Annotated in this window: 19 protein-coding genes and 1 pseudogene; 4 read left to right on the plus strand and 16 right to left on the minus strand. The window is 67.4% G+C overall.

Features of this window, described 5'->3' with window-relative positions:
- Positions 1–242: 242 nt before the first annotated feature.
- Positions 243–1,226: a recombinase family protein gene (locus VH569_RS29790; RefSeq protein ID WP_423320249.1), complete on the plus strand. Its 984-nt coding sequence runs from the start codon at positions 243–245 to the stop codon at positions 1,224–1,226.
- A gap of 64 nt (positions 1,227–1,290) precedes the next feature.
- On the opposite strand, the gene VH569_RS29795 is transcribed toward VH569_RS29790, so the two are convergent.
- The 14 genes from VH569_RS29795 to VH569_RS29860 form a co-directional block, all read right to left on the minus strand.
- A complete protein-coding gene (locus VH569_RS29795; RefSeq protein ID WP_423320250.1) occupies positions 1,291–1,797 on the minus strand; it encodes a lysozyme in 507 nt (168 codons plus the stop codon).
- Between the two features lie 136 nt (positions 1,798–1,933).
- On the minus strand, positions 1,934–8,491 hold the full coding sequence (locus VH569_RS29800; protein ID WP_423320252.1) for a LamG-like jellyroll fold domain-containing protein: 6,558 nt from the start codon (positions 8,489–8,491) through the stop codon (positions 1,934–1,936).
- Between the two features lies 1 nt (position 8,492).
- Positions 8,493–8,702, minus strand: a complete 210-nt coding sequence (locus VH569_RS29805; RefSeq protein ID WP_376967501.1) for a hypothetical protein — start codon at positions 8,700–8,702, stop codon at positions 8,493–8,495.
- A complete protein-coding gene (locus VH569_RS29810) occupies positions 8,699–9,160 on the minus strand; it encodes a carboxypeptidase-like regulatory domain-containing protein (RefSeq protein ID WP_423320254.1) in 462 nt (153 codons plus the stop codon). Before VH569_RS29810 ends, VH569_RS29805 begins: the two co-directional genes overlap by 4 nt.
- Positions 9,157–13,734: a TipJ family phage tail tip protein gene (gene gpJ / locus VH569_RS29815; RefSeq protein WP_423320256.1), complete on the minus strand. Its 4,578-nt coding sequence runs from the start codon at positions 13,732–13,734 to the stop codon at positions 9,157–9,159. Before gpJ ends, VH569_RS29810 begins: the two co-directional genes overlap by 4 nt.
- Positions 13,727–14,434 carry a C40 family peptidase gene (locus tag VH569_RS29820; protein ID WP_423320257.1) on the minus strand — a complete coding sequence of 236 codons (708 nt, stop codon included), beginning with the start codon at positions 14,432–14,434 and terminating at the stop codon, positions 13,727–13,729. The genes gpJ and VH569_RS29820 overlap by 8 nt, the downstream gene beginning before the upstream one ends.
- A gap of 42 nt (positions 14,435–14,476) precedes the next feature.
- Complete coding sequence (locus VH569_RS29825; protein ID WP_423320259.1) at positions 14,477–15,223, minus strand: phage minor tail protein L; 747 nt, start codon at positions 15,221–15,223, stop codon at positions 14,477–14,479.
- A gap of 60 nt (positions 15,224–15,283) precedes the next feature.
- The gene (locus tag VH569_RS29830) at positions 15,284–15,673 is read right to left on the minus strand and encodes a phage tail protein (protein WP_423320261.1); all 390 of its coding nucleotides are present in this window, start codon (positions 15,671–15,673) and stop codon (positions 15,284–15,286) included.
- A gap of 3 nt (positions 15,674–15,676) precedes the next feature.
- A complete protein-coding gene (locus VH569_RS29835) occupies positions 15,677–16,885 on the minus strand; it encodes a hypothetical protein (protein WP_423320263.1) in 1,209 nt (402 codons plus the stop codon).
- A 15-nt stretch (positions 16,886–16,900) separates the two neighbouring features.
- Complete coding sequence (locus tag VH569_RS29840; protein WP_423320265.1) at positions 16,901–17,161, minus strand: hypothetical protein; 261 nt, start codon at positions 17,159–17,161, stop codon at positions 16,901–16,903.
- Between the two features lie 59 nt (positions 17,162–17,220).
- Entirely contained in the window at positions 17,221–17,562 is a 342-nt protein-coding gene (locus VH569_RS29845) for a hypothetical protein (RefSeq protein ID WP_423320267.1), read from the minus strand.
- A gap of 84 nt (positions 17,563–17,646) precedes the next feature.
- A complete protein-coding gene (locus VH569_RS29850) occupies positions 17,647–18,168 on the minus strand; it encodes a hypothetical protein (RefSeq protein ID WP_174474169.1) in 522 nt (173 codons plus the stop codon).
- Between the two features lie 16 nt (positions 18,169–18,184).
- Positions 18,185–18,559 (minus strand): minor capsid protein, encoded by a 375-nt coding sequence (locus tag VH569_RS29855; protein ID WP_423320268.1) that lies wholly within the window; start codon positions 18,557–18,559, stop codon positions 18,185–18,187.
- Positions 18,560–18,820: 261 nt separating this feature from the next.
- Positions 18,821–20,518, minus strand: a complete 1,698-nt coding sequence (locus tag VH569_RS29860) for a sensor domain-containing diguanylate cyclase (protein WP_423320270.1) — start codon at positions 20,516–20,518, stop codon at positions 18,821–18,823.
- A gap of 367 nt (positions 20,519–20,885) precedes the next feature.
- Here VH569_RS29860 and aqpZ point away from each other — a divergent pair, with 367 nt between their 5' ends.
- Positions 20,886–21,626, plus strand: a complete 741-nt coding sequence (gene aqpZ / locus VH569_RS29865; RefSeq protein ID WP_423320272.1) for an aquaporin Z — start codon at positions 20,886–20,888, stop codon at positions 21,624–21,626.
- Between the two features lie 324 nt (positions 21,627–21,950).
- Here aqpZ and VH569_RS29870 read toward each other — a convergent pair whose 3' ends face one another.
- Positions 21,951–23,156, minus strand: a complete 1,206-nt coding sequence (locus VH569_RS29870; protein ID WP_423320274.1) for a helix-turn-helix transcriptional regulator — start codon at positions 23,154–23,156, stop codon at positions 21,951–21,953.
- 193 nt (positions 23,157–23,349) lie between these two features.
- Between VH569_RS29870 and VH569_RS29875 the strand changes: the two genes are divergently transcribed.
- Both VH569_RS29875 and VH569_RS29880 read left to right on the plus strand, forming a co-directional pair.
- Positions 23,350–23,838, plus strand: coding sequence for a hypothetical protein (locus VH569_RS29875; RefSeq protein ID WP_423320276.1), 489 nt, complete (start codon positions 23,350–23,352; stop codon positions 23,836–23,838).
- Positions 23,839–23,992: 154 nt separating this feature from the next.
- Entirely contained in the window at positions 23,993–24,535 is a 543-nt protein-coding gene (locus tag VH569_RS29880; protein ID WP_423320278.1) for a D-glycero-alpha-D-manno-heptose-1,7-bisphosphate 7-phosphatase, read from the plus strand.
- Between the two features lie 74 nt (positions 24,536–24,609).
- Here the strand turns inward: VH569_RS29880 and VH569_RS29885 are convergent.
- Positions 24,610–24,924, minus strand: a pseudogene (locus tag VH569_RS29885) (YkvA family protein); the annotation flags it as partial.
- Between the last annotated feature and the right edge of the window lie 17 nt (positions 24,925–24,941).

Below are 24,941 nucleotides of genomic sequence, written 5' to 3' on the forward strand. Positions count from 1 at the left end.
ATAATAGAAATTCTGGAACCTGTCCAATACACCCGATGTCGGAAACGGGCGCTTCCAAGCGCTTCCGCGCGGCGCAATCAACGCTCGGGATTCCGGTGCTCACGCTGGCATCGCCCCGGCCCTGCCGGCGATCCTGGCCTTTTGTCGCGCACCGAATGCCGGAACCAGAAGACGGGCTTCCGGGGCCGCAATCCGGGGCAGTTTCCCACTTTTGCATCCTGAATCCATATTCATCCGAGTGGATGAAATCGACTGATATTCTGTACAAGAAGCCCGACAGGCGCGTCTCCGCCCAGAATGCCCAGGACATCCCGATGGCCCTCGTCGCCTACGCCCGCGTCTCCACCGAAGACCAGTCCACCGACTCCCAGCTGCTCGCCCTGCGGCAGGCCGGCTGCACGGTCATCTTCGAGGAGCATGCCTCGGGTAGCGACCGTGACCGGCCGGTGCTGGCCAAGGCGCTCGCCAGCCTGAGGAAAGGCGACACGCTGGTGGTGGCGCGCATCGACCGGCTGGCACGGTCGCTGTTCCATCTGCTGGAGGTGATCGACGGGCTGGGGCAGCGCGGTGTCGCCTTCAAGTCGCTGAGCGACCCGATCGACACCACCAGCCCGCAGGGGCGCTTTGCCCTGCAGGTTCTCGGGGCCGCGGCCGAGTTGGAACGGGCATTGATCCGCGAGCGCTCGATCGCCGGGCTCAGGGCCGCGGTGGCCAGGGGGAAGGAGCCCGGCAATCCCGGCCTGCGCCGACGGGACCCGGCGGCGCTGGAGAAGGCACGGCAGGGCCGCGAGGCCGCTCGCGACGAGCTGGTCGTCGCGCACGCCCAGGAGTTCCTGCCGACCGTCGAGGCTCTGCGCCCGACGGCACCATGGGATCAGGTCGTGCGGGCATTGAAGGCGCAGGGGCGGACCCGGCCGTGGGATCGCAAGCCATGGACTCCCAACAGCCTGATCCGCGCCGTCCGCCGGCTGGCCGCAGCGGGGCTGGTTCGTCAGAACCTTCTCGATGCGGCGCCCAAGCGGGTCGACAGCAACGACCTCGTGCTGATGGTGGCGGGGCTGGCGCGGGCCGAGCCCGGCATCACGCTCGATGGCATCGCGCGCCGGCTGCAAAGCATGGGACAGCGCACGCCGCGCGGCGGCCTGCGCTGGAGCCGGTCGTCGGTGAAGAACCTGTTGGATCGCGCCCGGGATCAGGGGATGGTGCGAAAGCCGGAGAGCGCGTAGCCGGCGGTCAGCCTTCTGCACCCCGGCTTGGCGGTAGGACCGGCGACGAGGGGAAAGCACGGGATCATGCAGGCTCGTCGAGGGCCTGCGGCATCGGATCGGCCGCGGCGATCCTGGTCAGGAAGAGGTTGCGGCGGAACAGCAGGGCCTCGGCCTCCCGGCGCTTCACCAGACCTGGAAGCTGCGTTTTCCTGCCATTGACGGTGGCATAGACCCAGCGGCCGAACTCGCCGGCGGCCCCCTCATGGTCCCCCATGTTGAGCCGCTTCAGCAGGGTCGAGGATTGGAAATTCCCCCGTCCCAGATTGAAGACGAAGCTGGCGAGCGCACCGCGCTTCCCGCCATTCAGAGGCACCGTCACCAGCCTGTCGACCACGGCCGCCGCGGCGGCGAGGTCGCGGGACAGCAGCGTTTCGGCCCTTGCGGCGGTGATGCTCTGCCCGAGCGTCACCCCGGCGGTGTGGCCATAGCCGATGGTCGGGATGCCGGCCGGGCAGAGATAGGCGTCGAGGGACAGGCCTTCGAAATGCTTCACAAGGTCGATGGCGGCCTTGCAGATCGGATCGGGCATCGATCGGGACTCCCGGGCGATAGGTGGGGAGACAGGGTGGGAGCGGATCCGGCGGAGCACTGCCGGGACCGTCAGGGCGACAGCGCTCCACCGGATCGAGGCCAGGGTCCCGGGGATGGCCCCGGGACCGCCCGCGTCAGGCGACGTAGTCGTAGACGACGTTGACCGGGTAGGGCTTCAGGTTGGTTATGCGGTGGATTTCGGCCCCGGCCGCCCCGTTGCGCTTGATCGTGTAGTCGATCTTGGCGGCCCCGAGTTCGTACTCGTCCCGCGCCAGAGTCACCGCATCGACGCTGGGCGAGAAGTTCGGGTTGGCCGTCTTCAGCGAGAAGGCGAAGTCGATGGTGCCGTAGCTCTCCACATTCAGGTTTTTGAGGGCATTCTGCAGGGTCAGATAATCGTTGCCGTTGGTGTCGATGCTGGCCCCGCTGTTGAGGGGCACGACAACCCAGGCCGCTCCGTCCCACTTCCGCCAAGTCGTCCGGCCGTCGAAGCTGACCAGCCACTTGATGCTGGTGCCGGGCGGGGTGGTCTGCGTGATCGTCGCCGAATGGATCGTGCTCCAGTCCGACACGTCGATGCGGCTGCTGTCGAGCGTCGCCACATAGAACGGGCCGGTGACGTGCTGCTGGCCGTAGGGGATGGTTGGCGGAGTGAAGCTGGAAGCCCAGCGCATGGTGTTGCTCATGCGGATTTCGTCGAGCGTGCCGCAGAAGGGCGCCGTTCCGTTGCAATCGTTGAACAGGCTCAAGAATCCTCCATCGCCATCGTTGCGGCACATGGTGTCGGACAGCGAGGTGTCCCTGACGCCGTCGATGTAGAACACTGCGGTAGCGGCTCCGGCGTTCGCCAGCAGGGTGTATGTCAGCGCCACATGCTTCCAAGTGTTCAGCGGAATGGCGGTGCTGGCCGTTAAGGTACGGGTACTGCCACCGGCATCGCGCCAACGGAACTGCGGAAGGTTGCCGCCCGCGTTGATCCACAGCTGCCACGTTTCGACGCCGTTGCCGTTGCCGCTGTCGTATTTCTGCGCGATGACGTTGGGTGAAGACGCGGTGAGATAAACCCAGGCGTCGATGGTGAAGGTACTGTCGACACCGCCGATCCAGGTCATCCATCGCGCGCCGCGCATGTCATAGCGATGCGCCCCGCCAGCACCGGTGTAGGCGAACTCGACACCACCGGCGCCGAACCTGGCGCGGGCTGTGCCACTCTTCGGCCCGCCATTGGCACTCAGGGCCGGCATCAGATAGACGCCATCCTTCACCGTGCGGGCATTGCCGTTTGCGGCGATCATCGCGCTGTTGCCGGACAGCTCCTTGACCCACTTCTGGCCGACCGCGCCGTTGAACTCCCACATCAGCGTGGTCATGTCGTCGGCGACCAACGTTGCCGGGGTGAAGTTGGCGGTATAGCGCGGCTGGCCGTTGGTGATGCGCACAGCATCAATGGCTCCGGCCAGATTGTTGATGATCGAGCCGGCGTTGTTATAGGCCCCGAGGTACAGGGTCTGCGTGTTTGAGTTGGACGCAACGCTGATGTGCGGGATGGTATAGGTGCCGATGGTGCCGTCGAGGCATATTGCCCAACCACGCGCATCGCGCACCAGAGCGATGTGGTGCCAGCCCGAGGTGATCGCGGCACCGCTGAAGCTGTTGCCGTTGACAGCCACCGTCAGATTGCCGGAGGTCTGCGCAGCATACATGCGCAACAGGGGGGTGTTGCTGCTATCAACGATGGCAAACAGGCCGTGGTCATAACCAAGGGAATTGAAATAGAACCAGCCTTCGATGCAGAACTTGGCGTTCACTCCGAAGTAGACGGGGTGCCCTGCACTCGGCGGGGAGAACTGGATTGAGGCATACTGGCTGGAGCCATTCAAGGCGAGAGAGGTGGCGTGACCGCCACGCGCCTGCGTTGCCGACAGAGCGGCGCTCCCCTGGAAGATCAGGTCGGGGGTGATGGTGTCGCCGAAGGCGTTGGTACCGTAGCTCGACCCACTGCTGTCCAAAGTGACTTTGTCGCCATTGGCCCCCTCGAAGTGGCAAAGCAGAACGGTGCGATCATCAGAGGAGTATGCCGAGGTCGGCGGGGTGAAGCTGGAGACCCACACAGCTTCGCCACGCTTAACGCGGAACTCATCGACATAGCCGGACCATTGGTTCGATCCAGTAAAGTCGGCACCGAAAGCCCAACCGGCACCGTTGTTCACCGGCCAGATCGAGCTTGTCCCAACCGAGATCGTCGCACCCAGCACACCGTCGATGAAGCAATAGACGCTGGTGCCGCTGCGGGTGATAGCGACATGGTGCCAGGAGTTGGCCGAGAAGGAGCCGAACGACACGCCATTGGCGAGATCGAAGGATGCGGTCCCAGATGCCAAATAGATTTTCAGAACACCGCTCTCATATTGGATTTTCGGCGCGTAGGTTCCCGAATTGCCGACGAACAGGCACTGAGTGGGGGCGCTGGTAGAGGACAGATACGCCTGAACATCCAGCGTGAAGTTGTCGCTCCCCATGGAGAGCAGATCGGCATGACCCTTTGATTTGTCGGAGATGACATAACCGCCAGACAGCAGCGCGGAAGTGGTGCCGAACTTTGCCTGCGCAGTGGAGAGTGAACCTGTCAGCTGGATTTCGCGCCCACTGCCCGAGCGGTCCTTCAGCACCTGCCCGCCGTGGCCGTCGTCGAAGCTGAACAGATGGACGGTGTCGGCATCGGTGACGAACGCCGTGGTCGGGGGCGTGAAGTTGGCGCTATAGCGGGCGATCTTGGAGACGCGGAACTGGTCGAGCCAGCCGGTCAACGTATTCGAGCCAATGGCTGCCGACTGACCGATGATGATCTGGCTGTTGGGCAGCGTGTAGCTTTCGGCCCAGGTCAACGCCGACACGCCATTGACATAGATGGCGGCAATGCCGCTCCGGCGCACGAAGGCGATGTGATAGAAGGCGTTGGTCGCGATCAGGCCGGACGCGGTGTCGCGGTTGGTGCCATTGATCCAGATGCGCACAGACCCGTTGCTGAGGATGATCAGGGCCGGGTTGTTGCCCGAGCTGCCAGCCGGTCGGGTGTCCCAGACAATCGGGTTGCTGGTCAGGCTGTCGAAGCGCGCGTAAATCTCGTAGGTGAAGTCCTGGGACGAACCGAAAGCCAGCTTGTAGCTGGGCGGCACCGCGAAGTAGGACGACCCGTCGAACCAGCCGCAATGGGTGCCGAACGGCGTGATGCCGCGCTCGTCGATGATCTCGGTCGAGCCGTTGGCGCCATCGGCGTGGATCAGCAGCTTGGTGGCGCTGTCGATCTGAGCGCCGGCTGTGTTGTAAAGCTGGAAAGCCCCACCGACCTGATCGGTGCCGGTGGCGGCGTTCTCCTGGGTGTAGTTGGCCTCGGTGTTGTAATCGACGTTGAAGGCTTGGCCGACGAACTGGCTGTAGACCCCCAGGATGGATTTGGCGGGAACGTCGAGGCTGCCGGTGGCCGGAAGAACCGTGACGGCCGACTTGGCGACGGTGTTGGTGTTGGTGTTGGTGGCGAGCGGAGCGCCGTTGACGGTCGGGCTGGACTTGAAATCGACGGCGTTGCCGGAGACCGTCACGGGCAGGTTGCCCGCATGCCAGACCTTATGGGCGACACCGCCCATCGACCAGCCGCCGATCTTGAGCTCGTTGTCGGTGTCGAGACCGACATGCACCGCATAGTTGCCGGGGCGGTGGAAGGACATGAACGCGGCCCCGGCGGGGGTGCCGGTGCCCTGCGACTGAATCTCGAAACCGGCGGTGTTGCTGATGGCCGAGGCAATGCCCGTGTTGGCCGGCAAGCTCGCGCCGGCTCCGAGTATCGTCTGTTTGCCGTTGAAAGTGTTGGCCGAGGTGACAGCGGCATAGTTGCCCGGAACGAGGTTGCCCGCGTGCCAGACATCCTTGTTGTCCACCTGAATGCCGGTGGCGACGTTCAGCTTGGCCCCGCCGGTCGGCATCGCGGTCGTGCCGATGGCGGTCGGCGAGCCTCCCTCGGAGATGGCGAAATTCTGCCATGCGCTTGAACCGTAAGCGCCAATTCGACCGAAACCGCCAGCTTCATTCCATCCGACGAAAGTGAATTTGGTTCCGGCGCCGTTCCCGACGTGGATGGCCTCCGCAGATGCCGAGTTCAGGACGCTAACGGTGCCGCTGAGGACGTTGTTGGCGGCAATCTGGGCATAGCGCCCATCCGCTGCCGCACGATCCGGAATGTCGGTCGACGCTGCCGTGCCGACGGCCCGCTTTGTGGCGGTGCTTGCCCCGGTCTGCACCAGGACGCCGCTACCGGCGTCGAGCGAGGCGAGGGCGGTCAACAGAGCCGGCTTGCTCTCCACCCCGGACCAGTCCACCGCCGAAGCGCGTGCCGCGGTGTAGGCCCGGTAACCCGCTGCGTTGCCGAGATTGCTTTCGTCGACGACCAGATACATCAGGCCGCCGGTGCCGCCGACCTGCACCGTGTCGCCCTTCTGCACCTGGGCGGTGGTCAAGGCGAAGCGCTCGGCATCGCTGGCGACCGGATACAGGCGTTCCAGCGCCCCTGCCGGCAGACGGGCGATGTCGATGGTGCCGGTCAGCGCCGACGCCGCCACCGCCGTCACCGGGATGGCGATGTTCTGGGTGCCGTCGAACGCGGTCGCCGTGCCGGTCGCCCCGCCCGACAGGGCAATGGTGCGGGGCGTCGTCAGCCTGGCCGCACCGGCCGCCTGCCCGGCACTGATCATGGCGGCGATGGCGGCATCCGTCTGCGCCTTGCCGTAGGCGGTCGCGGACGTGTGCAGCTCACCACCCTTGTAGGTCGCCGTCCGGCCGGCGGCCGGGGCGATCTCGACCGCTCCGTCCTCCGTCACCCGCACCGAGCCGCCGCCGTTGGCGATGCTGTCCTGCGACAGGGTGGACAGCCGGTGGTCGATCTCCTCCAGCGCTCCCTGCACGGTGCCGGCGGTGATGTTGCCGGATGCCGACACCGGCGCGGTCGTGGCATCGAAGCCGAAGGAGACCGCGCGGTTGCCCGGGCTGAAGGTGAGCTTGCCACCTGGGGCCTGCACGAGGTTCAGCAGGGAACCGGGGTTGTCGGCGGCGAAGCGTTGCGAGGCGCCGTCGCCGACGATGCCGAAATTGGAGCCGCCGACAATGGTCGCGGCGGTCTGGGCATGGCCCTTGGCCTGCTCCGACCAATGGAAAGCGGAATAGACGCCGGGGCTGGGTTGATAGCCGACGGCACCCTGGGCGAAGGCCTGGGACAGATCGCGGGCACCCTGGGCCTCCGTGCGGGCGGCCACGGCCAGATCGCGGGCCGCGGTGGCATCGGACTTGGCCGAGATCGCGTCCGCCGCCGCCGTTGCCGCCGTCTGCGCGCTGTTGACGGCATTGGTCTGCGACTGGCCGGCCTGGGAGGCGGCGACCTGCGCCGCCGTCATGGCGGTGGCCGCGCTGTCGCGGGCCGCCTCCGCCGCGGTCCTGGCCGTGCCGCTGCCGGTCCCGGCGGTTTCCGCCTGCTGTGCGGCCGAACGGGCGGTGTCGGCGGAGATGGCAGCAGCGGCAGCCTTGGCAGTCGCGGTCTGGGCGCCGGTCGCCGCATTGCCGGCGGCGGCCTGCGCAGCGGTTGCCGCAGTGTCGAGAGCGGCGGCGCTCGCGGCGGCGGCGGCGGCGCTGCCGGAGGCTTCCGTCGCCTTGCCGGTGGCGACGGAAGCCTGGGAGGCCGCGTCCAGGGCGTAGGACAGCGCCGATTTCAGGTTGCCGGAGACCGGGGCATCGGTCTTCACCGCCCAGTCCTGTGCCTGCGTCCGCGCCGTCACCGCCGCGTCGCGCGCCTGTTGGGCGGCATCCCGCGCAACGGTCGCGGTGTCGCGCGCCACCTCGGCCGCCGTTCTGGCGGACAGGGCACCGGTCGCAGCATTGCCGGCTTCGGTCCGCGCCTCCAGCACGATATCGCGTGCGGTCTCCACGGCGGCAAGCGCCGCGGTGGCGGACGCCTCCAGCCCGGCCGCGGCAGCGGCGCTGTCGGCGGCCTCATCGGCGCGCTGGACGGCGATGGACGCCTGGGCGGTCGCGGTCGCGGCGGCGGTGGTGCTTTCGCCGGTCTGCGCAGCGACGGTCGCAGCGGCTTGCGCCACGGCCTGCCGGTCGGCGCCGACGGCCGTCATCGCCGCCGTGGCGGCAGTGACGGCCTGCCGTGCCGTCGCCACGTCATCCTCGATGGCGGCAATGATCTGCGCGGCATGCTCCACCACCCCGTCGTCGAGAAGCTGAAGCAGGCGGGCCGGGCTCTCGACCAGACGGGTGACGCCCTTGCTGTCGGTCAGCGGGTACTTGCCGTCGGCATTCGGGCCACCGTTCGGGGAGCCGCCCAGCCAGTCGTCGTACTGGTCCTCGCGCACCGCCCATTTCGCGACCATCGCCGCGATCTCGCCGGCCAGTTCGGCGTTGGACAGGGTCGCCGACGCGGCGATGACGGCATAGGCGGAGGCCGCCGCCGTCTCGCCCTCCCAGGGGCGGTCGAGAGTCAGCGTGCGGTCGTTGGCGACCTCGCGGATCTCGTAGAGCGTCCTGCCGTCGGTGGTGAAGGCGGAGCCCGGACGCACGACGCCCATCCACATGGTGCCGGCGCCGGCGACGGCGGCCGATCCGGGGGTCAGGGCAACGGTGCCTTGGCGATACCAGCCGGCCATGTCAGTTCTCCTCGCTGGGGGTCGTGTCGGAATAGGGGTAGAGTGCGCGGATCGCCGAGAAGTCGGCGCGCATGCGCTCCCATTTGGCGGGGTTGCCGTTCAGCATGTCCTGCTGGGCTTCCAGCTGCCGGGCCGCCGGCCATGCGGCGAGGTAGGCCTGCTGGCGCAGCTTCGCGATCTCGTCGCGGGTGCGGACTGGCGTCACCTTCATGGCGTGATCTCCAAAACGAAATGGGCGTCATGATGAGGCCAAGCGCTGACGCGCACGTCGTAGGTGCCGGGCAGATCGTCGTAATCGAAGCTGCCGTCCTCGACCGTGTAGGTGCCGACCGCACCGGAGGCCCGGCAGGTGACGGTCACGGTCGCCGGGATGGACAGAGCGTCCAGACTCTCGATTTCGGGACGCGTGCGCACCGTGGCTTCGGAGCCTGAAAGATCGACGTAGTCGTCGAAGACCGAAGCCTTCGCCTGCAACCGCTCGCAGCCCGGAAGATGCATGTGCGGCACTTCCAGCGGCCCGATGCAGGCGGTTTGCCGGATTTCACCGGTTTCCGGCTTATAGAAAACGTAGGAAGAGCTTGGGTTTCCATTTTGCCCTGAAGCCGCGCCGGAATCGCTCTGAACTATCGGCGGAGCTTCTCTTTGGATCTTTTTAAGTGATTGAATCATTTTCTCAACTCGACTGCTGAAATTGCGCAGTAGAAATTGCGTGGATTTCTCCCATAGGCATCAGACGTTGCTGTTCTCCAGGTGTAGTAACCTGGCCCTGGATGCTCTATCCAAGCATAGGCAACGGAAACCCAGGATGGAGACCAGATCTCTGAGCTGCTCTCGCCGCCACCGTAGCCAGTAACGATGTCGATCTGCCAACCACGCACTGCGGTGATCAGCACACGTTTCCCGATTGTCTGAAGACCGACGGTCGCGTCCCACGCTCCCTGCGCCGCATTCATATTGGACGTGGCGAAATCTTCGATCTTCTGGCCCCGGATCGTCAGATCCTGGATGTGCGCGCTGGAGATCGTTGCATCCCTGATCTTCGCGCTGTCGATCGAGGCGTCCTGGATGAAGGCGGCGGACATGGAGATGCGGGGCACCCCATCCACCCGACCGATGACGAAGGGATGGTCGATGCTGCCCCCGGGGCCGGTAATGCCGATCAGGAAACGGTCGGCCCGCACATAGAACTCGGATCGCACCCCGCTCTCATCGGCCGGGTCCGAGGAAAGGCCGAACCCGCTGACGGCGCCATTGTTGTCGATCTTGACCGTCCACTGCCCCGACAGCCCGTCGGTCACTTTCGAGACCTGCTCGATGGACGAGGTGTGATTACCGACCGTGCCGCTGAGGAGAGTTACCTTGTTGACCGCGGATTTTGCCTCAGTAACCGCCAGGTTGACGCTTTCCTGAAAAGACCCGGAAGCATCTTTTATCGCCACGAACGCGCTGTCGATCCGGCTGGCGAGGGCACCGACGGCGTCGGCACGGGCGGTCTGCTCGCTGGTCAGCCCCGCCTTCACGCCGTCGACCGATGCACCGATCACATCCAGACGCGTGGTCAGCGCGCCGGTCGCGGTCGCGTTGGCGGTGATGCGGCTGTCATAGCCGGCCAGGCTCTTGTCATAGCCGGCGACGACGCTGTCGATGCGCTCGGCGTTGGTCCGGGTGTCGTTCGCCGTGGCGGTCAGCTTGGCCTGCACGCCGGCCAGATTGCCGTCCCAGGCCGCGGCCACCGTGTCGATGCGCGTCGCCGTCGCCTCGTCCGCCGTCACCAGCGCGGTCAGCTCCTCCTTGACGGTGGCGATCTGCCCGTCGAACTGGGCGGCGACGGTGGTGACCCGGCTCGCCAGCGACTGCGTGTCGTCCCGGACCTGCCTGACGTCCGCCTTCACCTCCGCGACGTCGGCCTCGCGCCTGCCGATCTCGCTGCGGATGCGGCCGTAACTGTCGTTGACGCGCACCAGACCCGACGTGACCGTCTCGGCGATCTTCTCGATCCCGGTGATGCGCTCGGCCATGAAGGGAGCGAGCTTCGATTCCGAGACCAGCTTGTCGGCGAGGTCGTCGTGGGAGATCTGCTCGGTGGTGGCGCCGGTGCCGATGTTCGAATTGACGTTGCCGACATTGCCGCCGAGATCGACGGCGCGCACCCAGTAATAGCGCGTGACCAACCCGCCCAACCCGGCGCGCACGAAGGCGTTGCCCTTGACCGTGCTGATGACGGCGGCAGCCGGCAGGTCGTTCGCCGCCCCCTCCAGCACCTCGATGTGGGAAAGGTCGGTGTCGGGCGGATTGACCCAGGACAGGGCGATCTGGCGCAACCCGCCTTTGGCGACCAGCCCGGCCGGCTGGCCGGGCGGCGTTCCCTTGCCACGCACCGTGGCCCGGATTTCCGCCGGCGCAGAGCGGCGGTTGTCGTAGGCCAATGCGGTGATGCGGAGCGTGTAGACGCCCTCCGCCGCCGGCTCGATGTCGAAGCTGCCGGCGCGGGTGACCTTCCATTCCTGCCACTGGCCGCCCGGCGTCATCACGTCGGCGCGGTAGCCGGCGATGCGCGCATCGTCGCTGGGCGTCCAGCTGACGGTCAGCCGGGCCTGCGGCAGGCCGTTGACCCAGTAGGCGCTCTCCACCGCCGCGAGGTTGGCGGGGGACGGGATGGCGTTGGCGGCGCTCTGGGTCGCCACCGGCTCGATCTGCACGCCCTCCTCGACCCGGGCATATTTGCCGGGCTCGTGCAGCAGGGCGGTGACCTCGTAGACGCCGGGGGACTTCTCGGTGACGGCGCGGACCCGGAACAGGCGTGGGGCGAGGTTGGTGGCGGTCAGGATCCACACCGCATGCGGCTGCGGCACCGCGCCGCCGAGCGGAGCCGCGTCGATGACGAGCTGGCCGGTGGTGTGGTCCTCCAGCACCGGGCGGCGGACCGGGCAGTCGACCAGCCGTCCGTCCGGCAGGGTGAGCGCCAGCACGTGGCTTTGGTTGGCTTCCAGCGTCACCGTGTCGTCGAGCGTGACGACCTGCCGTTCCGGGTCGTAGGCGACCAGCCGCCCGCCGGTGCGCACCAGCGCCCAGTTCGGGTCGGCCAGCTTGACCACGTCGCCCGGCATGACGTCGAGATGGTCGAAGGAGCAGCGGTAGGTGACGGTCTCGGTCTCGTGCTGCTCGCTGTCGAGCATCCACAGGCCGAGGCGTCGGGCCTGGCTGCGCCGGGTGCAGCCATAGGCCGTCGCCTCGATCGGCCGCCAGCCGTAGCGCTGGATCATCCCGGCATTCTCGACGACCTCGACCGTCGGGCGGTAGCCGTCATCGGGGTCGTTGAAGGTGATCAGCGCCGCGGTGTGGCGGGCCTTCAGCGCCGTGCCGGAATAGGTGAAGCTGCCGCCGATGACGTTGGCCGGGGTGACCAGCTTGATCGGATCGGCCGGCATGTCGGCGCGGGCCAGCACGCCGCCGGCCGACCAGAAGATCAGGCCGCGGAAGGTCGAGGCGATGGACTGGAGGACGCGGTAGGCCTCGGTCCGGCCGGAGATCACCCCGTTGAAGGTGAAGCGCGGCTCCATGATGTCGCGGCGGCTAGTGTCCAGCCGGCCCGACTTGACCGGCTGGTCGCAATAGACGCCGATGGTGTAGAGCGACCAGCGGTCGACCGCCTCGGCGGAGATCGACTGGCCCAGGCCGTAGCGCCTGTTGGTCAGCAGGTCGTAGAGTACCCAGGCCGGGTTGTCGCTCCAGGCGGTCTTGAGGCTGCCGTCCCACTGGCCGGTATAGGTCCGCGTCTCCGGGTCGTAGTTGGACGGAACTTGGATCTTCAGGCCCTTGACGTCATAGGCCCGCTCGGGGATCGAGTTGCCGAACTGCTCGGCCTTGACCGTCAGCGCGACCAGCGCCGAATTGTCGTAGCCGAACTTGGACTCGACGATCTCGGCATAGTGCGACCAGGAAAAGCTGTTCTGGATCGCGGCGCGGGGCGGGTCGTCGGTAACGCGGGTGACGCGGATGTCGTATGGGCTCCTGCCCAGTTCGCGCAGCCCGACCTTGTAGGACCGCTCATAGGCGCTGGTCGTCTTGCCGGTCACCGTATCGTTGACCAGAACCTTCCAGCCGCCGTCGGCCGCCCGCCCCTCGATGGTCACCTGCACCGCCGATCCGCGCAGGTTGCCGTTGGAGGTGTCCTGCTCGGTCAGCGCGTTCCAGCGCAGCACGATGCGGGCGGCATCGACCTCGTCGCCATGGATGGTGCGGACGACCGGGGCCGCTTTCTTCACTTCGCTCCCGACGCCGACGGTGGTCTCGCTGGCGGTGAAACCGCTGATCGGCTCCTGCGAGGGAATGCCCCGGCGCTCTTCCCAGGTCACGCCCTTGAAGTTCTCCGTACCGTCGGAGGCGATCAGCGGCGTGCCGTCGAAGTAGATGCTCTTCCCCTCATTGACCAGCCCGACGATCTCGCCCTCGCTCAGCAGATCGATCACCCGGGCGGTCGCGGCGGATTGCAGGCTGTTGGGGTCTTCGGTGGCACCGGAACCGCCGCGGCCGGACTTGCCGCCGCCCTTGGCCCCCTGGATGCCGCCTGCCGGACCTCCATCCGAAGCGGCTGTGGCGGCGGATGCCGCCGGCTGGGGCTGGACGGTTCCGATCTGCTCCGTATCCATGCCGGAGGAGATGACCGTCGAACCCACCCAGCAGCGGCCATAGACCAGGGGAACCGACCCGCCCTGTTCGCTGACATTGGCCGGACCGGAGAACAGATAGCTCTGCGTGTTGTCCGGCAGGTTGGCCTTGGGCGTCGGCGACAGCATCTGGCTGATGCCGGACAGCATCATCGCCGCGCCGAACAGGGCGACCGACCCATAGCTGACGCCGAGCCCGACCCCTCCGACCGTGAATTCCGCGCCCAGCGCCAACGAGGTTCCCCCCGTGGGAATCGACGCGACTAAGGCGACCGCCATTACCAGCGCGCCCATGATCGCCTTGCCGGCACCGCCGTTCTTGGCGCCGGCCGGAACCGGGATGATGTGCAGGTCGGTGCTGCCGAGCCCGAGCGTCAGGGTGTCGAGGGTCAGGTCGATGCCGCCGCGCGAGCGCGGGCCGCGGACCAGCCGGTAGGAGCCTTCGCGGAAGACCTTGTCGAAATCGGGATGGTTGGCGGCGAGCGCCCGGATCGCCTCGGCGGCGTCGCGGACCTGATAGTCGGCAAGGCGCCCGAATTGGCGGCCGAGCGCGCCGTGCAGATGGATCCTAGCCATGAGCGAGATCCTTGTGACGCAGGATATGGACGATCTGCCGGTGCCAGGGGCCGAACGGTTCGCGGCGCGACAGGCGGCGCGGCAGGTGATGCAGCAGCAGGCCGCCGTCGAGGACGACGCCGGCATGGTTGGGCACCGGCGACAGCACGGTCATCAGCGCGACGTCGCCGGCCGCCGCCTCGCCGGAGCGGACCACCGAGAAGCCGGCGTCGGCGAAATGGTCGAGATAGAGGTTCTTGCCGGCGTGCCACCACTCGTCGTCGCGCGGAAAATCCGGCAGCCGGATGCCCCGTTCCAGCTGGAACCAGTCGCGCACCAGGGCGTAGCAGTCGGTCACGCCGTGACGGAACTCGCGGCCGATCAGATCGGGCACCGGCACGCCGTCGCCCCAGAGGATCGGATCGGAACAGCGCTCCCCGTCGGTGGCCAGGATCGCCCAGGGGACCGCGCTGTCGATCTGGCCGCGCATGTCGGCGGCCGACGGGTGGAGCGGTCCGTCGGGATGGCTGTGGATGATGGCGTCGATGGCGCCGGCATGGGCGAGGTAGTCGGCATCGTCGATGCGGAAATGGGCCGCCGGGTCGGCGGCGCGGTTGGACAGGGGCCGGTAGGTGCCGGCCACCACCAGGCCGCAGCTCTCGCGCGGATAGTCGGCCAGGGCGTGGCGCTTCATCGCGAGGATGGCGTCAGCGGTGAACATGCGCTGCTGGCTCCTCTGAGTGTGAGGGGAGGGGCACCCGCATCAGACCCGGATCCGGGAGACGCCGGGAAAGCCGCCGAAAGGCAGGAGATCGGTCGAGTTGGGATAGCGCAGGCGGCAGTCGGCCAGCCGCTTGCCGCAGGCATCCTTGGCCGAATCGCCGGTACTCTCGCCGGTCGCAGTAAAGCAGCGGCTGCCGGAATAGGGGCAGTCGACGCCGTCGAACGACCACCCCGATCCGGTCCAATGGCGGTAGCGGCGGGTGCAGCCATCGCGCAGCACCTGCCGGCCGGGGAGCATGGCGCCCTCCTGGTCGATGGCCGCCGACAGCTCGAACTCGACATGGGTGGCGGTGTGGGCGCTCTTGCGCTCGATCCGGTAGAGGTCGGGCGGGAAGAAGGCGAGCGGGTCGGCTTCCGCCCGACCGTCGAGATAGCGGTCGAAGGTGCGCAGCCGCCTGACCTTGGCGCCGAGCAGGTCGGAGAACTGGTAGATCAGCGCCGAGATCTGGCGGTTGATGTTGGCGATGCGCAGGCGCGGCGTCGGCAGCGCCCCGGTCGCCGTCCATTCGAACCCTTCGGTCTCCATCTCGACCGGGACATAGGCGATGCCGCCGAACAGGACCGGTTCGCCGCCGCTGCCCGAGGGCGTGAAGTGATGGATCGTGCCGCCGGGATACATGGTCAGGTCCAGCGTGAACAGCGTCACATAGGCACCGGGATCGGGCGACTGGGCGGCGGCGGCAAGCGCCGGCCGTTCATCCCATTTGGGGATGTTGGTCTGGCTCATGGGGATTCCTTGGATGGGCGCCGCCCCCGCCGTCGAAGGGAGCGAAGCGGCCGCGTGGGGTCAGAGGTCGAAGACCTCGACGAAGGTCGCGGAGATGCTGGAGAACAGGTAATGGGTGCGGGCGCGCTTCCATTTGCTGCAGATCCAGCGCCGGTGGTCGGGTTCGCCGGGCGGCTTCCACAGGAAGCTTTCCGCGCCCTGCCGCGCCCGCAGGAACTCCTCGATCGCCCGCGCCTGATCGGTGTCGAGATACTCCCAGCTCAGCGAATACTGGTCGCGGATGTTGTGGATGCCGTCGGGCGCCCGCTGGGTGTAGCCGTCGCCGAAACCGGCGGTCAGCACCTTCACCTCCGGCTCGATGGTGCTGCCGGTCACCGGCGGACAGGGCGGCAGGAAGACCGGGACACCGTTCTGGCTCGTGGCGTTCTGGCTCGTGGTTTCGCCGGCCATCGCTCAGCCTCCGTAGCTCATGTTGTTCAGCATGCCGCCGGGCCGCATCTGCTGGCGCAGCTCGTTGCCCATCATCGCGCGCAGCTGCTCCTTGACCGACGCGCCGATCCGCTCGGCGAGCGCCTTGTCCTGCTCGCGGTCGCCGGTGGAGCCGCCGGCGACATTCACCGTCACCGACTGGGTCACCGCAGGGCCGCCATCCTGCGCCGCCTGGATCAGGCGGTCTGCGTTCGTCATTTGTTCCGGCGTGAAGACGGCCTCGCCCTTGCGGGCGATGATCGGGACCTCGCCCGCCACCAGACCGCCGGTGTGGAAGCGGGGAGCGCCGGCGAACAGCCCGGCGGGCACCATCCGCCCCGGCCGGCCGGTTTCACCGACGATGCCACCGGTGTGGAAGAACGCCGAAAAGAAGCTGGCGACGCCCGACAGGATGCCGCCCAGCGGCCCTTCGGGTTTGAACAGCGAGGAAAAGAGGCCGGAGATGCTGGACATCAGGCCGCCGAGCAGCCCATCCGACTTGAAGAGGTTGGAAATCTTCGACCAGATGGTGCCGAGCAGGCTGTCGGGTTTGAGATACGACATGACGGCATCGAAGAAGCCCAGTTCACCTGTCGGAGCACTCGGGCTGGCGGCTGCGCTGGTCGCCTGGTTAAGCGAGGAGTTGCCTGCCGCTCCCGCATTGGCGGACGAGGTCGCGTTTCCCCCCGCCTGCGCGACGGCCTGGGCAGAATCTTTCGGCTTCGTCCTGATGCCGAGCAGATCCAAGGCGCCGACGGCAACCTGTTCAGAGGCCCAGTTCACGAAGAAGTCGCGCAGCTTCGTCCGCATGCCGACGATCACTTTATCGAAGGCGGAACCGATATTCGCCTTTTTGTTGATGATGCTGAGAATGCCGCCCTCCCAACTCTCGACGAAATTTTTGACACCGTCACCGAAGTCGATCTGAGCACGCTGCCCGAGGGACAGGTTATATTCCCCCATCATGCTCTCGTATTTTGTCTGAGCCTCTCCGAGCTTTGTCTGGAAGAAATCCTTCTTGTCATTGGCGTTCCCACCTGCGGCCGGAGCGGAAGCCGCCGGCTGACCGGACGTCGCCGCAGTTTGACCGGCAGCCTGCAGGACGACGGACGCCGCCGAGCCGTTTACGGTCACTGCGAAGGGCTTGATGTCGAAGTTCAATGTTATGGTCGCGGGTTGGGCGGTGGCAGCCATGGTTTTCCCTTTCTGTTAGCCGAAGCGGGCGCGCAGTCTGGTTCTGGCCTTTTCGGTCAGGCCCGGCTCCCCGGCCGCCCGGCCGCCATCGGGCAGGTCGGCGAAGGCGAGCGGCGTGCCGACCCGCTGGCGCAGCCGGTCGTGCAGTTCGCGGGCGCCGACGCCGGCCGCCGTCAGATGCACCGGCAGCCAGTCGGCCATCTCCTCCGCGCGCAGCCGGTCGATCTCGTTGAACAGGGTCCAGAACATCCGCACCGGCAGCGCCAGCAGGCGCAACGGGTCGATGCCATAGAAGCGGCTGACGCGGGCGAAGCAGTAGGCGAAGTCGAGCCGCGTCAGCGGGCCCGACGGCTCCCCCGCTTGCCCGCCCGCGGCTCCCCCGGCGGCGTCTCCGCCGGATCGATCCCGCGGATGAAGGCGAGCAGGACCAGGAGCTGACCCAGATCGAGGCCGAGGATCTCCTCGCGCGGGGTGTCCTCGAGATGGCCGGCGATCACATCGACCAGGATCGGGATCTGCGCCCGCTCGCTGCCGGCCTCCTCGAGCTTCCGCTCGATGTCCCCGGCTTGCAGGAACTGTTCGACGGTCATGTTCTTCAGGATGCGCTCGCGCCCGCCGATGACGACGCTGCGGGAAACGCGGAACTCATCGAGGTTCAGGATGGTGGGCTGGGGCATGGAGGGTCCCGGTCGCTGGTGGCAGGCAAGGTCCGCGAGGGCGGCCACGGGGACAAAAGCCCCCGCGGCCGTTGACCATCGCGGTCAGGCGGCGACGGGGGCGCCGAAGGCGGCGATGCGGTTGCCGGCGGTGCCGTCCGGATAGCAGCTGAAGGTGACCTCGTAGACGCGCTCGCCGCCGTTCTCGTACTTGAAGGTGAAGTTGGGCAGCGGCGCGGCCTTGAAGGCGACGAAATCGTCCTTGGTGGTGGAGGCGGGCAGGGCGGTGGGGTGCAGCTTCAGCGGGGCGGCGATGGCCAGCAGGTCGATGTTGACGCCGGAGCGGATCTCGACCCCGACCTCGGCACCGGCCGCGCCGACGCCGACCGCCTGCGGCATCACCGCCAGCAGCTTGGTCAGGTTGGTTTCCAGCATCGGCACCTTGACCGACACCTCGGTGCCGGTGATGACATCCTTGATCGGGGTCTCGCCCATCTGGTCGGCCTTGACCTGATAGTTCGTGGTCTTGACGGTCACTTCGACGCCGCCCTTGGTCGAGCCGAGATCGATGCCGTCGAAGGTGACGTCGCAGATGCCGAGGGCGATGTCTTCGGTGGTGATGGCCATGGGTATAGTCTCCTAGTCAGGCGACACGCCAGTCGGCGCGATAGTTGACGATGAAGGTGAAGGTGCTTGCCGTCTCGTCGTGGGGCATCAGCGGCTCGTGCTGGGGCAGGCACGAGATGACGAAACAGCCCCCGGCCGGAGCCGCCCGCAGGGTCAGGGCGTCGGCAATCGCCAGGGCGCGGGCCTCCCCGGCGAGATAGTCGGGATCGTGGGTGCGGACCTGGAAGGACAGCCGTCGAAGGCCTTGCGCATAGTCGCGGCGGGTTCCGCCCCGCGGCAGGAAGATCGATCCCGTAGCGGTGTCCTGCGGCGCCCGGCCCAGGAACAAGGACCCTCCTTCGGTCCCCAACCCTTCGGCTTCGACATGTTTGAGCAATGCGTGCAGCAGCATGGCCTCGGGACTCCGATAAGACGGTCAGGGGGGAGGCGAATGACGGGAGGGCATTCGTCCCATTGGACCTTCATCCGTTTTAAGGATATAATTCCTGCAAACGGATGATTATCTTACCTCGTGGGGAGCCGCCATATGTTTTTGGAAGAGCTTTCCAGAACAAGGGGTTGACGTGGATTTTCCCCTTGGACGGTCAGCGAAGCCCGGTCCGTCCGCTCCACGGCATGTCCCGGCAGGACAGACCGATCCCGATCCCGCCGCTCAGGCTTGTTCGACGCGGTTCCTGCCGGCGGCCTTCGCCTTGTACAGCGCGGCATCGACGCGCTGGAGCAGGCTGTCGATATCCTCGCCGGCCCTGGCCTGGCCGACGCCGATGCTGATGGTGACCGACCCGCCGCACGCCATCCGCTGCGCGCTCACCCTCTGCCGCAGAGCTTCGAGAACGCCCAGGGCGGAGGGCAGGTCGGTCTCCGTCAGCAGCAGGGCGAACTCCTCGCCCCCCCAGCGCGCCAACGCGTCCGAGCGGCGCAGCCGGTCCGACAAGGTGGCGGCGACCACGCGCAGGGCATCGTCGCCCGCCTGATGCCCATGCGTGTCGTTGAAGCGCTTGAAATGGTCGATGTCCATCAACGCCAGGATATAGGGGCGCCCGTACCGCTCGAGCCTGGCCGCGGCTTCGCCGACCGCCTGCTGGAAGCGCCGGCGGTTCCACACCCCGGTCAGCGGATCGTGCATCGCCGCCTGCTGCAGTTCCGCCTCCAGGCCCTTGCGGTCGGTGATGTCCAGCAGCACTCCGTTGAACAGCACGGTGCCGTCGTGCCGGCGGCGCGGCTGGGCGCGGCCCAGCACCCAGCGTCCGCCGGCGATCTCCATCTCGCCTTCCCAGACCCGGCCGGCCCGGCCGGCCTGCCGCAGGCCACGCCGGACCCGCGCCCACCCCTTCAGCGCCATCACAGGCGCCAGAGTCCGCGCGGCGGTCAGATCGGCATCCGGCTGCACGCCGAACAGGGAGGCTGCGGCGGTGCTGAAATAGGTCGCGCGCAAGCCTCCGCCGGGATGGAGTTCGGCCTGGAACACCGCACCCGGAAGGGCATTGGCGAGATCGCTCGCCTGGGCTTCCCGCTCGCGTTCCTCCGTCAGGTCGAAGAAGCTGATGACCACGCCGACGATCCCGTCATTGTTGCGGATCGGGCTGGCGGTCAGGCGTACGGGAAAGGACGTGCCGTCGCCGCGGTACAGCACCGTCTCGATGTCACGCGCCGGCTCTCCGGCCTCCGCAACCCGGAACACCGGATGGGATCTGCCACCTTCATCGGGGCCGCTGCGCAAGGAGTCACGAAACAGGAAGCGTCCGATATGGCTGCGGATCAGCTCGCTTTCGTGGCGGAAGCCGAAGGCGCGGGTGGCGGTGGGGTTGACGAAGGTGACGGCACCCGAGCGGTCGATGCCGCACACCCCGACCTGCACGTTCTCCAGCAGCAGGCGGTTGAACTGCTCGGCCTCGATCACGGCGCTAATGTCGTGGATGATGCACAGCAGAAGCTTGCGCCCGCCGAGGTGGATGGGGCCGGCATAGACCTGGACATCGCGCACCGACCCGTCGGCCAGACGATGGTGGAAACGCTGCGGGTAATGGCCACCCTCCCAAGACGCGATCTCGCGCATCGCCGGCAGGATCGCCCGCCCGAGCTGGTTGATGTCCCAGACATGAAGGCTGCGCAGCCGGTCCCGGCTGTGGCCGTAAAAGACGGCGGCCCGCGGGTTGGCATCGACGATGGCGCCGTCGCGTCCGGGATCGATCAGCAGGATGGGGGCGGCGTTGGTGGAGAACAGCGCGTCCAGCACGCCGGCTCCATCCATGCCGCACGCGCTGCCGTCGCCCGGCCACAAGGGGAAAGCGCCCGGCCTGGGATCGGCGGCCGCCCCGCCGTCCATGTCGCGCTCACCCTGCTCCGCCATTGCGAACTCCCCCCATCGATCGCCCGGGATCGGTCGAACGGCCAGAGAACATGCTGCATATCCTGGCAATCAATTCTATAGGGAATCAAGCTTAAACAAAGCGTTGTCGCAGGGTGGGGGAAAGGGCCGGCTTGCATTCCGGCAAGGAGACGTGCCCCGTCCATTCCAGGGCTCCACGGGACAAAGGTTCGGCAGGGCATCGGACCCTGTGGGCAATATCCCGATCCGGTTGTTCCACCCACCCTGTTCTTCTGCCACATCGCCCTGCCCGAACGCGCGAACTCCCTCCCGCGGAAGTGGATTTATCCTCGTCTGCGCACCGGCATCCGCCGGCCTTCGGCAACCCTGACAGCAGTAGGAGGTTGGCATGAGTATGATTAGGCGCAGCTCCGCTGAGTTTCTCGGAACATTCTGGCTGGTCTTCGGCGGCTGCGGCAGTGCCGTCCTCGCCGCCGCCTTTCCGCAGGTCGGGATCGGATTGCTCGGCGTGTCGCTCGCCTTCGGCCTCACCGTCCTGACCATGGCCTATTCCATCGGCCACATCTCCGGCTGTCATCTGAACCCGGCGGTCACGGTCGGGCTGTGGGCCGGCGGGCGGTTCCCGGCCAAGGACATCCTGCCCTATGTGCTGGCCCAGCTGGTCGGCGCCTTCGCGGCGGCCCTGGTCCTCTATGTCATCGCCACCGGGAAGGCCGATTACAGCTTGGCCGTCAACGGCCTCGCCGCCAACGGGTACGACGCGCATTCGCCCGGCCAGTATAGCATCACCTCGGCCCTGGCGATCGAGCTGGTGCTGACCTTCTTCTTCGTGCTGGTGATCCTGGGGTCCACCGACCGGCGGGCTCCTGCCGGCTTCGCGCCGCTGGCCATCGGCATGGCGCTCGTGCTGATCCACCTGATCAGCATCCCGGTCACCAACACCTCGGTGAACCCGGCGCGCAGCACCGGTCCGGCCCTGGTTGTCGGCGGATGGGCGCTGCAGCAGCTCTGGCTGTTCTGGCTCGCCCCGCTGGCCGGCGGCCTTGCGGGCGGGCTGGCCTACCGCGCCCTTGCCGAGGAGATGCCGGCGAAGCCCGCCATCACCGGGCAGGCGGAAAGCTCCACCTGAAGCGGGCGCAAGACGATCCTTATCGCCGCCCTTATCGCAGACGGGACCGGTTCGCAGGGATCCGGTCCCGGAATGGCCCGCCTCCCGTGGCGCGCCCCCTATGCCACGCCGATGTCGCAACGCTCCGCCGATGTCCATTGTTATTCAGGCAGGACCAACGGCGCAGAAGGCGTATTCATGCGGCAGTTCGACCCTGATTCCAACCCGATGACGGAGGCCGATTACGGCATCGTGCTGGGCCTGTTCATCGGCATCTATCTCGGCCTCCTGCTGATGTCGGCACTGCCTTGACCGTCACGGCTCCGGCATACACGGCTGCGGCAATCACGGCTCTTCCGGCAGCATCAGACAGCGGTTCACCAGATTCATCAGCTCGCTCTGGCGGGTGGTTCCGGTCTTGGCGAAGACGCTGCGCAGCTGGCTGCGCACCGTGCTGATCGCCACGCCGCGACGCTCACCGACCTCGGCCGGGGTCAGGTCGGCCAGCAGGTCGGCGACGAGGCCGGCCTCCACCGCCGTCAGGCCGAACAGGGCACCCAGCCGCCTCCCCAGCCCCGGCGCCACCACGGCCGGATCGACGATGTAGACCATCGCCCGGATACGCGCACCGCCGCCCCTACCACTGCCCCCACCATCCGCATCGTCGAACGGCCCAGCAGCCTCGGGCGACAGCGGCAGAACGCTCAGCAGATAGGGCGCCCGGCCGGAGGGACGCGACACCCGGAGATCGGCCGCCTCCCCCCGGCGCGCCGAAGTCCCCTTTCCGCCCGACGACACCGCAGCCTCCAGCAGATGGGCAAGCCGGCGCGCCTCGCCCCCCTGTTCGGCCTGCAACCGCCCCTGCACAAGCCGCAGGCCGTCCCGCCCATCAATCATCGCCTGCCCGGCCCGGTTCAGGCCGGCGACCCGCCCGGCGGCGTCGAGCAGGGCGACCCCCATCGGCAGCCGGTCGATGGCGCGGCCGCTCCAGCGGGCCTCCTCCCGGCCGTCCCGGCCTGCCAGCAACCGGACGCGCAGCCGCATCGCCCGCTGGAGATGCGGGGCGCAGTCCTGAAGGAGCCGGACCGTCTCGTCGGGAAAGGGGGAAGCGTCGGGGGGCCGATGGAGGCTCAGCACCGGCTGCACCGACGAAAGCTCGCCGCCGTCGGACAGGGTGAGTGCGCACAGCCGGCCCATGCCGTGATCCCGCAGCAGCTCGTTGAAGAAGGCCGAGCGCCGCAGAACCGCATCCGGCACCAGCTCCTCGCCACGGCGGACGACGCAGCGGTTCAGCAGACCGCGTGCCGCCGCGGCGTTCGCCCAGACATCGCGGTGGCGGAAATGCGTGGTGTAGTCGGCCAGTTGCCTGTCCGTGATGTTGTGGCGGGCCCACAACGCGGCGGTCAGGCTGTCATGGCGGGGGGCGGCGGTGAACAGGAAGCCGTGCGTCGCATCGGTCAAGGCGCAGAGCCGCTCCAAAACCCCACCCCAGCGCTCCGGGAAGGTCACGGCGTCGTAGATGTCCTCGATCAGCTGGTCAGCGGCGTCCACTACAGGGAAATCCTCCGTTGCAGATCAATTTCCCGTAGGCAACATTTCGTACTCAAGCGCCATCGGTTGCATATGACCATCGTTCGAACGTCTCCTCCGTCATGTGGAGGATGCGATCCGCGGAATTTTCCTCAAAAGTCACCGGACAGAATCCCTGCCGCAGACAGGAGCCTTCGAACCGGAGCACGCCCCCATGACCGCGTCCATGATCGATGACGGCCGAATGGATCATGCCGGCCCATCGCCGCAGCACTGGGCGACCGGAGGCCGGGTGCGCTGGGTCCTGGTCGCCGACCGCAATCCGTTGCTGCGCGAGGGGCTGCGGCTTTACCTGGAGACGCTGGGCTGGGAGGTCGTGGCGGGCGGCACGATGGAGGAAGGGCTGGCTCTGCTGGCGCGGTCTCCTGCCGCCTTGTCCAGTCCCATCGTTCCCGACCTGATCGTGCTGGGGGAGACCGGACCGGAGCGCCGGGAAGCCGGAGGGCCGAGGCCATCCGTCTTCGACCGGCTGACCGCGATGCGCAGTGCCGTCCGCCCTGTCCTGCTGTCCATCGCCGCGGCCAATCACGACCTGATGGTCCGGGCGCGGAACCGCGGCTTCGAAGCCATCCACATCGACATGCCGCCGCTCAATCTGGAGGAATTGCTGCTCGGCTGCGTCCGCCGCATCGAACGGGAGTGAGGCAATGGCATGGTCTCACCATGTGTTTTCATGAAGACATGTCATTTTATTTTGAGATCGTTTGACTTGAGGAAAGCGGCATCCGGGTTGACAACAGGACTGCCCACGCGGCTTTTCAAACCGACCGACCCTTAAGAGTCCCGCCGCCGCCATCATGCCCGACACATCCCCCCAAGCCCGGAATGCCGGCCGCCGCAAGGCCGCCTTCTTCGACCGCGACGGTGTGCTGAACGAAGACATCGGCTTCGCCCACCGTCCCGACCAGATCGCCTGGATGCCGGGAGCCAGGGAGGCGGTGAAGCGGCTGAACGACGCCGGCTTCCTGGTCTTCGTCGTCACCAACCAGGGCGGGGTCGCCCGCGGCCTGTACAGCGAGGAGCATGTGCGCACCCTGCATCGCTGGATGCAGCAGGAGTTGCGCGCCGTTGGCGCCCATGTCGACGCCTTCTATCACTGCCCGCACCATCCCGATCATGGCGAGCCGCCCTACCGCACCGACTGCAACTGCCGCAAGCCGGAGCCGGGGATGCTGCTGCAGGCGATGGCCGAATGGCCGGTGGAGCCGAAGGGCAGCTTCCTGATCGGCGACCGCGACACCGATGTGCAGGCGGCACAGCGGGCCGGCATCGAGGGAACGCTCTACCGCGGTGGCGACCTCGACGCTGTCGTGGCCGGGATCCTGGCGAGGATGGCGTGAGAGCGTAACGGCTAGACCAGCCAGCCTTCGAACGACGGCGACAGCCACCGCCACAGCAGGACGCCCGCCGCCAGCCAGAGGGCGACCATGACCCCAGCGGCGGCGACGCTGGCCGGCCGGGCGGACCGGCGCGCCGCGGCGGCCCGGTGTTCGGCCAGAAGCTCCGGCGGGATCAGCTGGACGACCAGCAGGATGCCGAGCGGCACGATCAGCAGGTCGTCCAGATAGCCCAGCACCGGGATGAAGTCGGGGATCAGGTCGATCGGGCTCAGCGCATAGGCGGCGACCGCCATCGCCAGGGCCCGGACGCCCCAGGGGGTGCGCGGGTCGCGCGCCGCCAGATAGACCGCCAGCACGTCGCGCTTGATCGCACGCGCCCATCTCTTTGCCGCCGAGAGCATGATCT

The organism is Azospirillum sp. 11R-A (genome assembly GCF_049472615.1).
Taxonomy (GTDB): domain Bacteria; phylum Pseudomonadota; class Alphaproteobacteria; order Azospirillales; family Azospirillaceae; genus Azospirillum; species Azospirillum palustre.

Coding starts and splice junctions, on each gene's coding strand:
- VH569_RS29790 (WP_423320249.1), top strand. CDS start 243: ATGAAATCGACTGATATTCTGTACAAGAAGCCCGACAGGCGCGTCTCC.
- VH569_RS29795 (WP_423320250.1), bottom strand. CDS start 1,797: ATGCCCGATCCGATCTGCAAGGCCGCCATCGACCTTGTGAAGCATTTC.
- VH569_RS29800 (WP_423320252.1), bottom strand. CDS start 8,491: ATGGCCGGCTGGTATCGCCAAGGCACCGTTGCCCTGACCCCCGGATCG.
- VH569_RS29805 (WP_376967501.1), bottom strand. CDS start 8,702: ATGAAGGTGACGCCAGTCCGCACCCGCGACGAGATCGCGAAGCTGCGC.
- VH569_RS29810 (WP_423320254.1), bottom strand. CDS start 9,160: ATGATTCAATCACTTAAAAAGATCCAAAGAGAAGCTCCGCCGATAGTT.
- gpJ (WP_423320256.1), bottom strand. CDS start 13,734: ATGGCTAGGATCCATCTGCACGGCGCGCTCGGCCGCCAATTCGGGCGC.
- VH569_RS29820 (WP_423320257.1), bottom strand. CDS start 14,434: ATGTTCACCGCTGACGCCATCCTCGCGATGAAGCGCCACGCCCTGGCC.
- VH569_RS29825 (WP_423320259.1), bottom strand. CDS start 15,223: ATGAGCCAGACCAACATCCCCAAATGGGATGAACGGCCGGCGCTTGCC.
- VH569_RS29830 (WP_423320261.1), bottom strand. CDS start 15,673: ATGGCCGGCGAAACCACGAGCCAGAACGCCACGAGCCAGAACGGTGTC.
- VH569_RS29835 (WP_423320263.1), bottom strand. CDS start 16,885: ATGGCTGCCACCGCCCAACCCGCGACCATAACATTGAACTTCGACATC.
- VH569_RS29845 (WP_423320267.1), bottom strand. CDS start 17,562: ATGCCCCAGCCCACCATCCTGAACCTCGATGAGTTCCGCGTTTCCCGC.
- VH569_RS29850 (WP_174474169.1), bottom strand. CDS start 18,168: ATGGCCATCACCACCGAAGACATCGCCCTCGGCATCTGCGACGTCACC.
- VH569_RS29855 (WP_423320268.1), bottom strand. CDS start 18,559: ATGCTGCTGCACGCATTGCTCAAACATGTCGAAGCCGAAGGGTTGGGG.
- VH569_RS29860 (WP_423320270.1), bottom strand. CDS start 20,518: ATGGCGGAGCAGGGTGAGCGCGACATGGACGGCGGGGCGGCCGCCGAT.
- aqpZ (WP_423320272.1), top strand. CDS start 20,886: ATGAGTATGATTAGGCGCAGCTCCGCTGAGTTTCTCGGAACATTCTGG.
- VH569_RS29875 (WP_423320276.1), top strand. CDS start 23,350: ATGACCGCGTCCATGATCGATGACGGCCGAATGGATCATGCCGGCCCA.
- VH569_RS29880 (WP_423320278.1), top strand. CDS start 23,993: ATGCCCGACACATCCCCCCAAGCCCGGAATGCCGGCCGCCGCAAGGCC.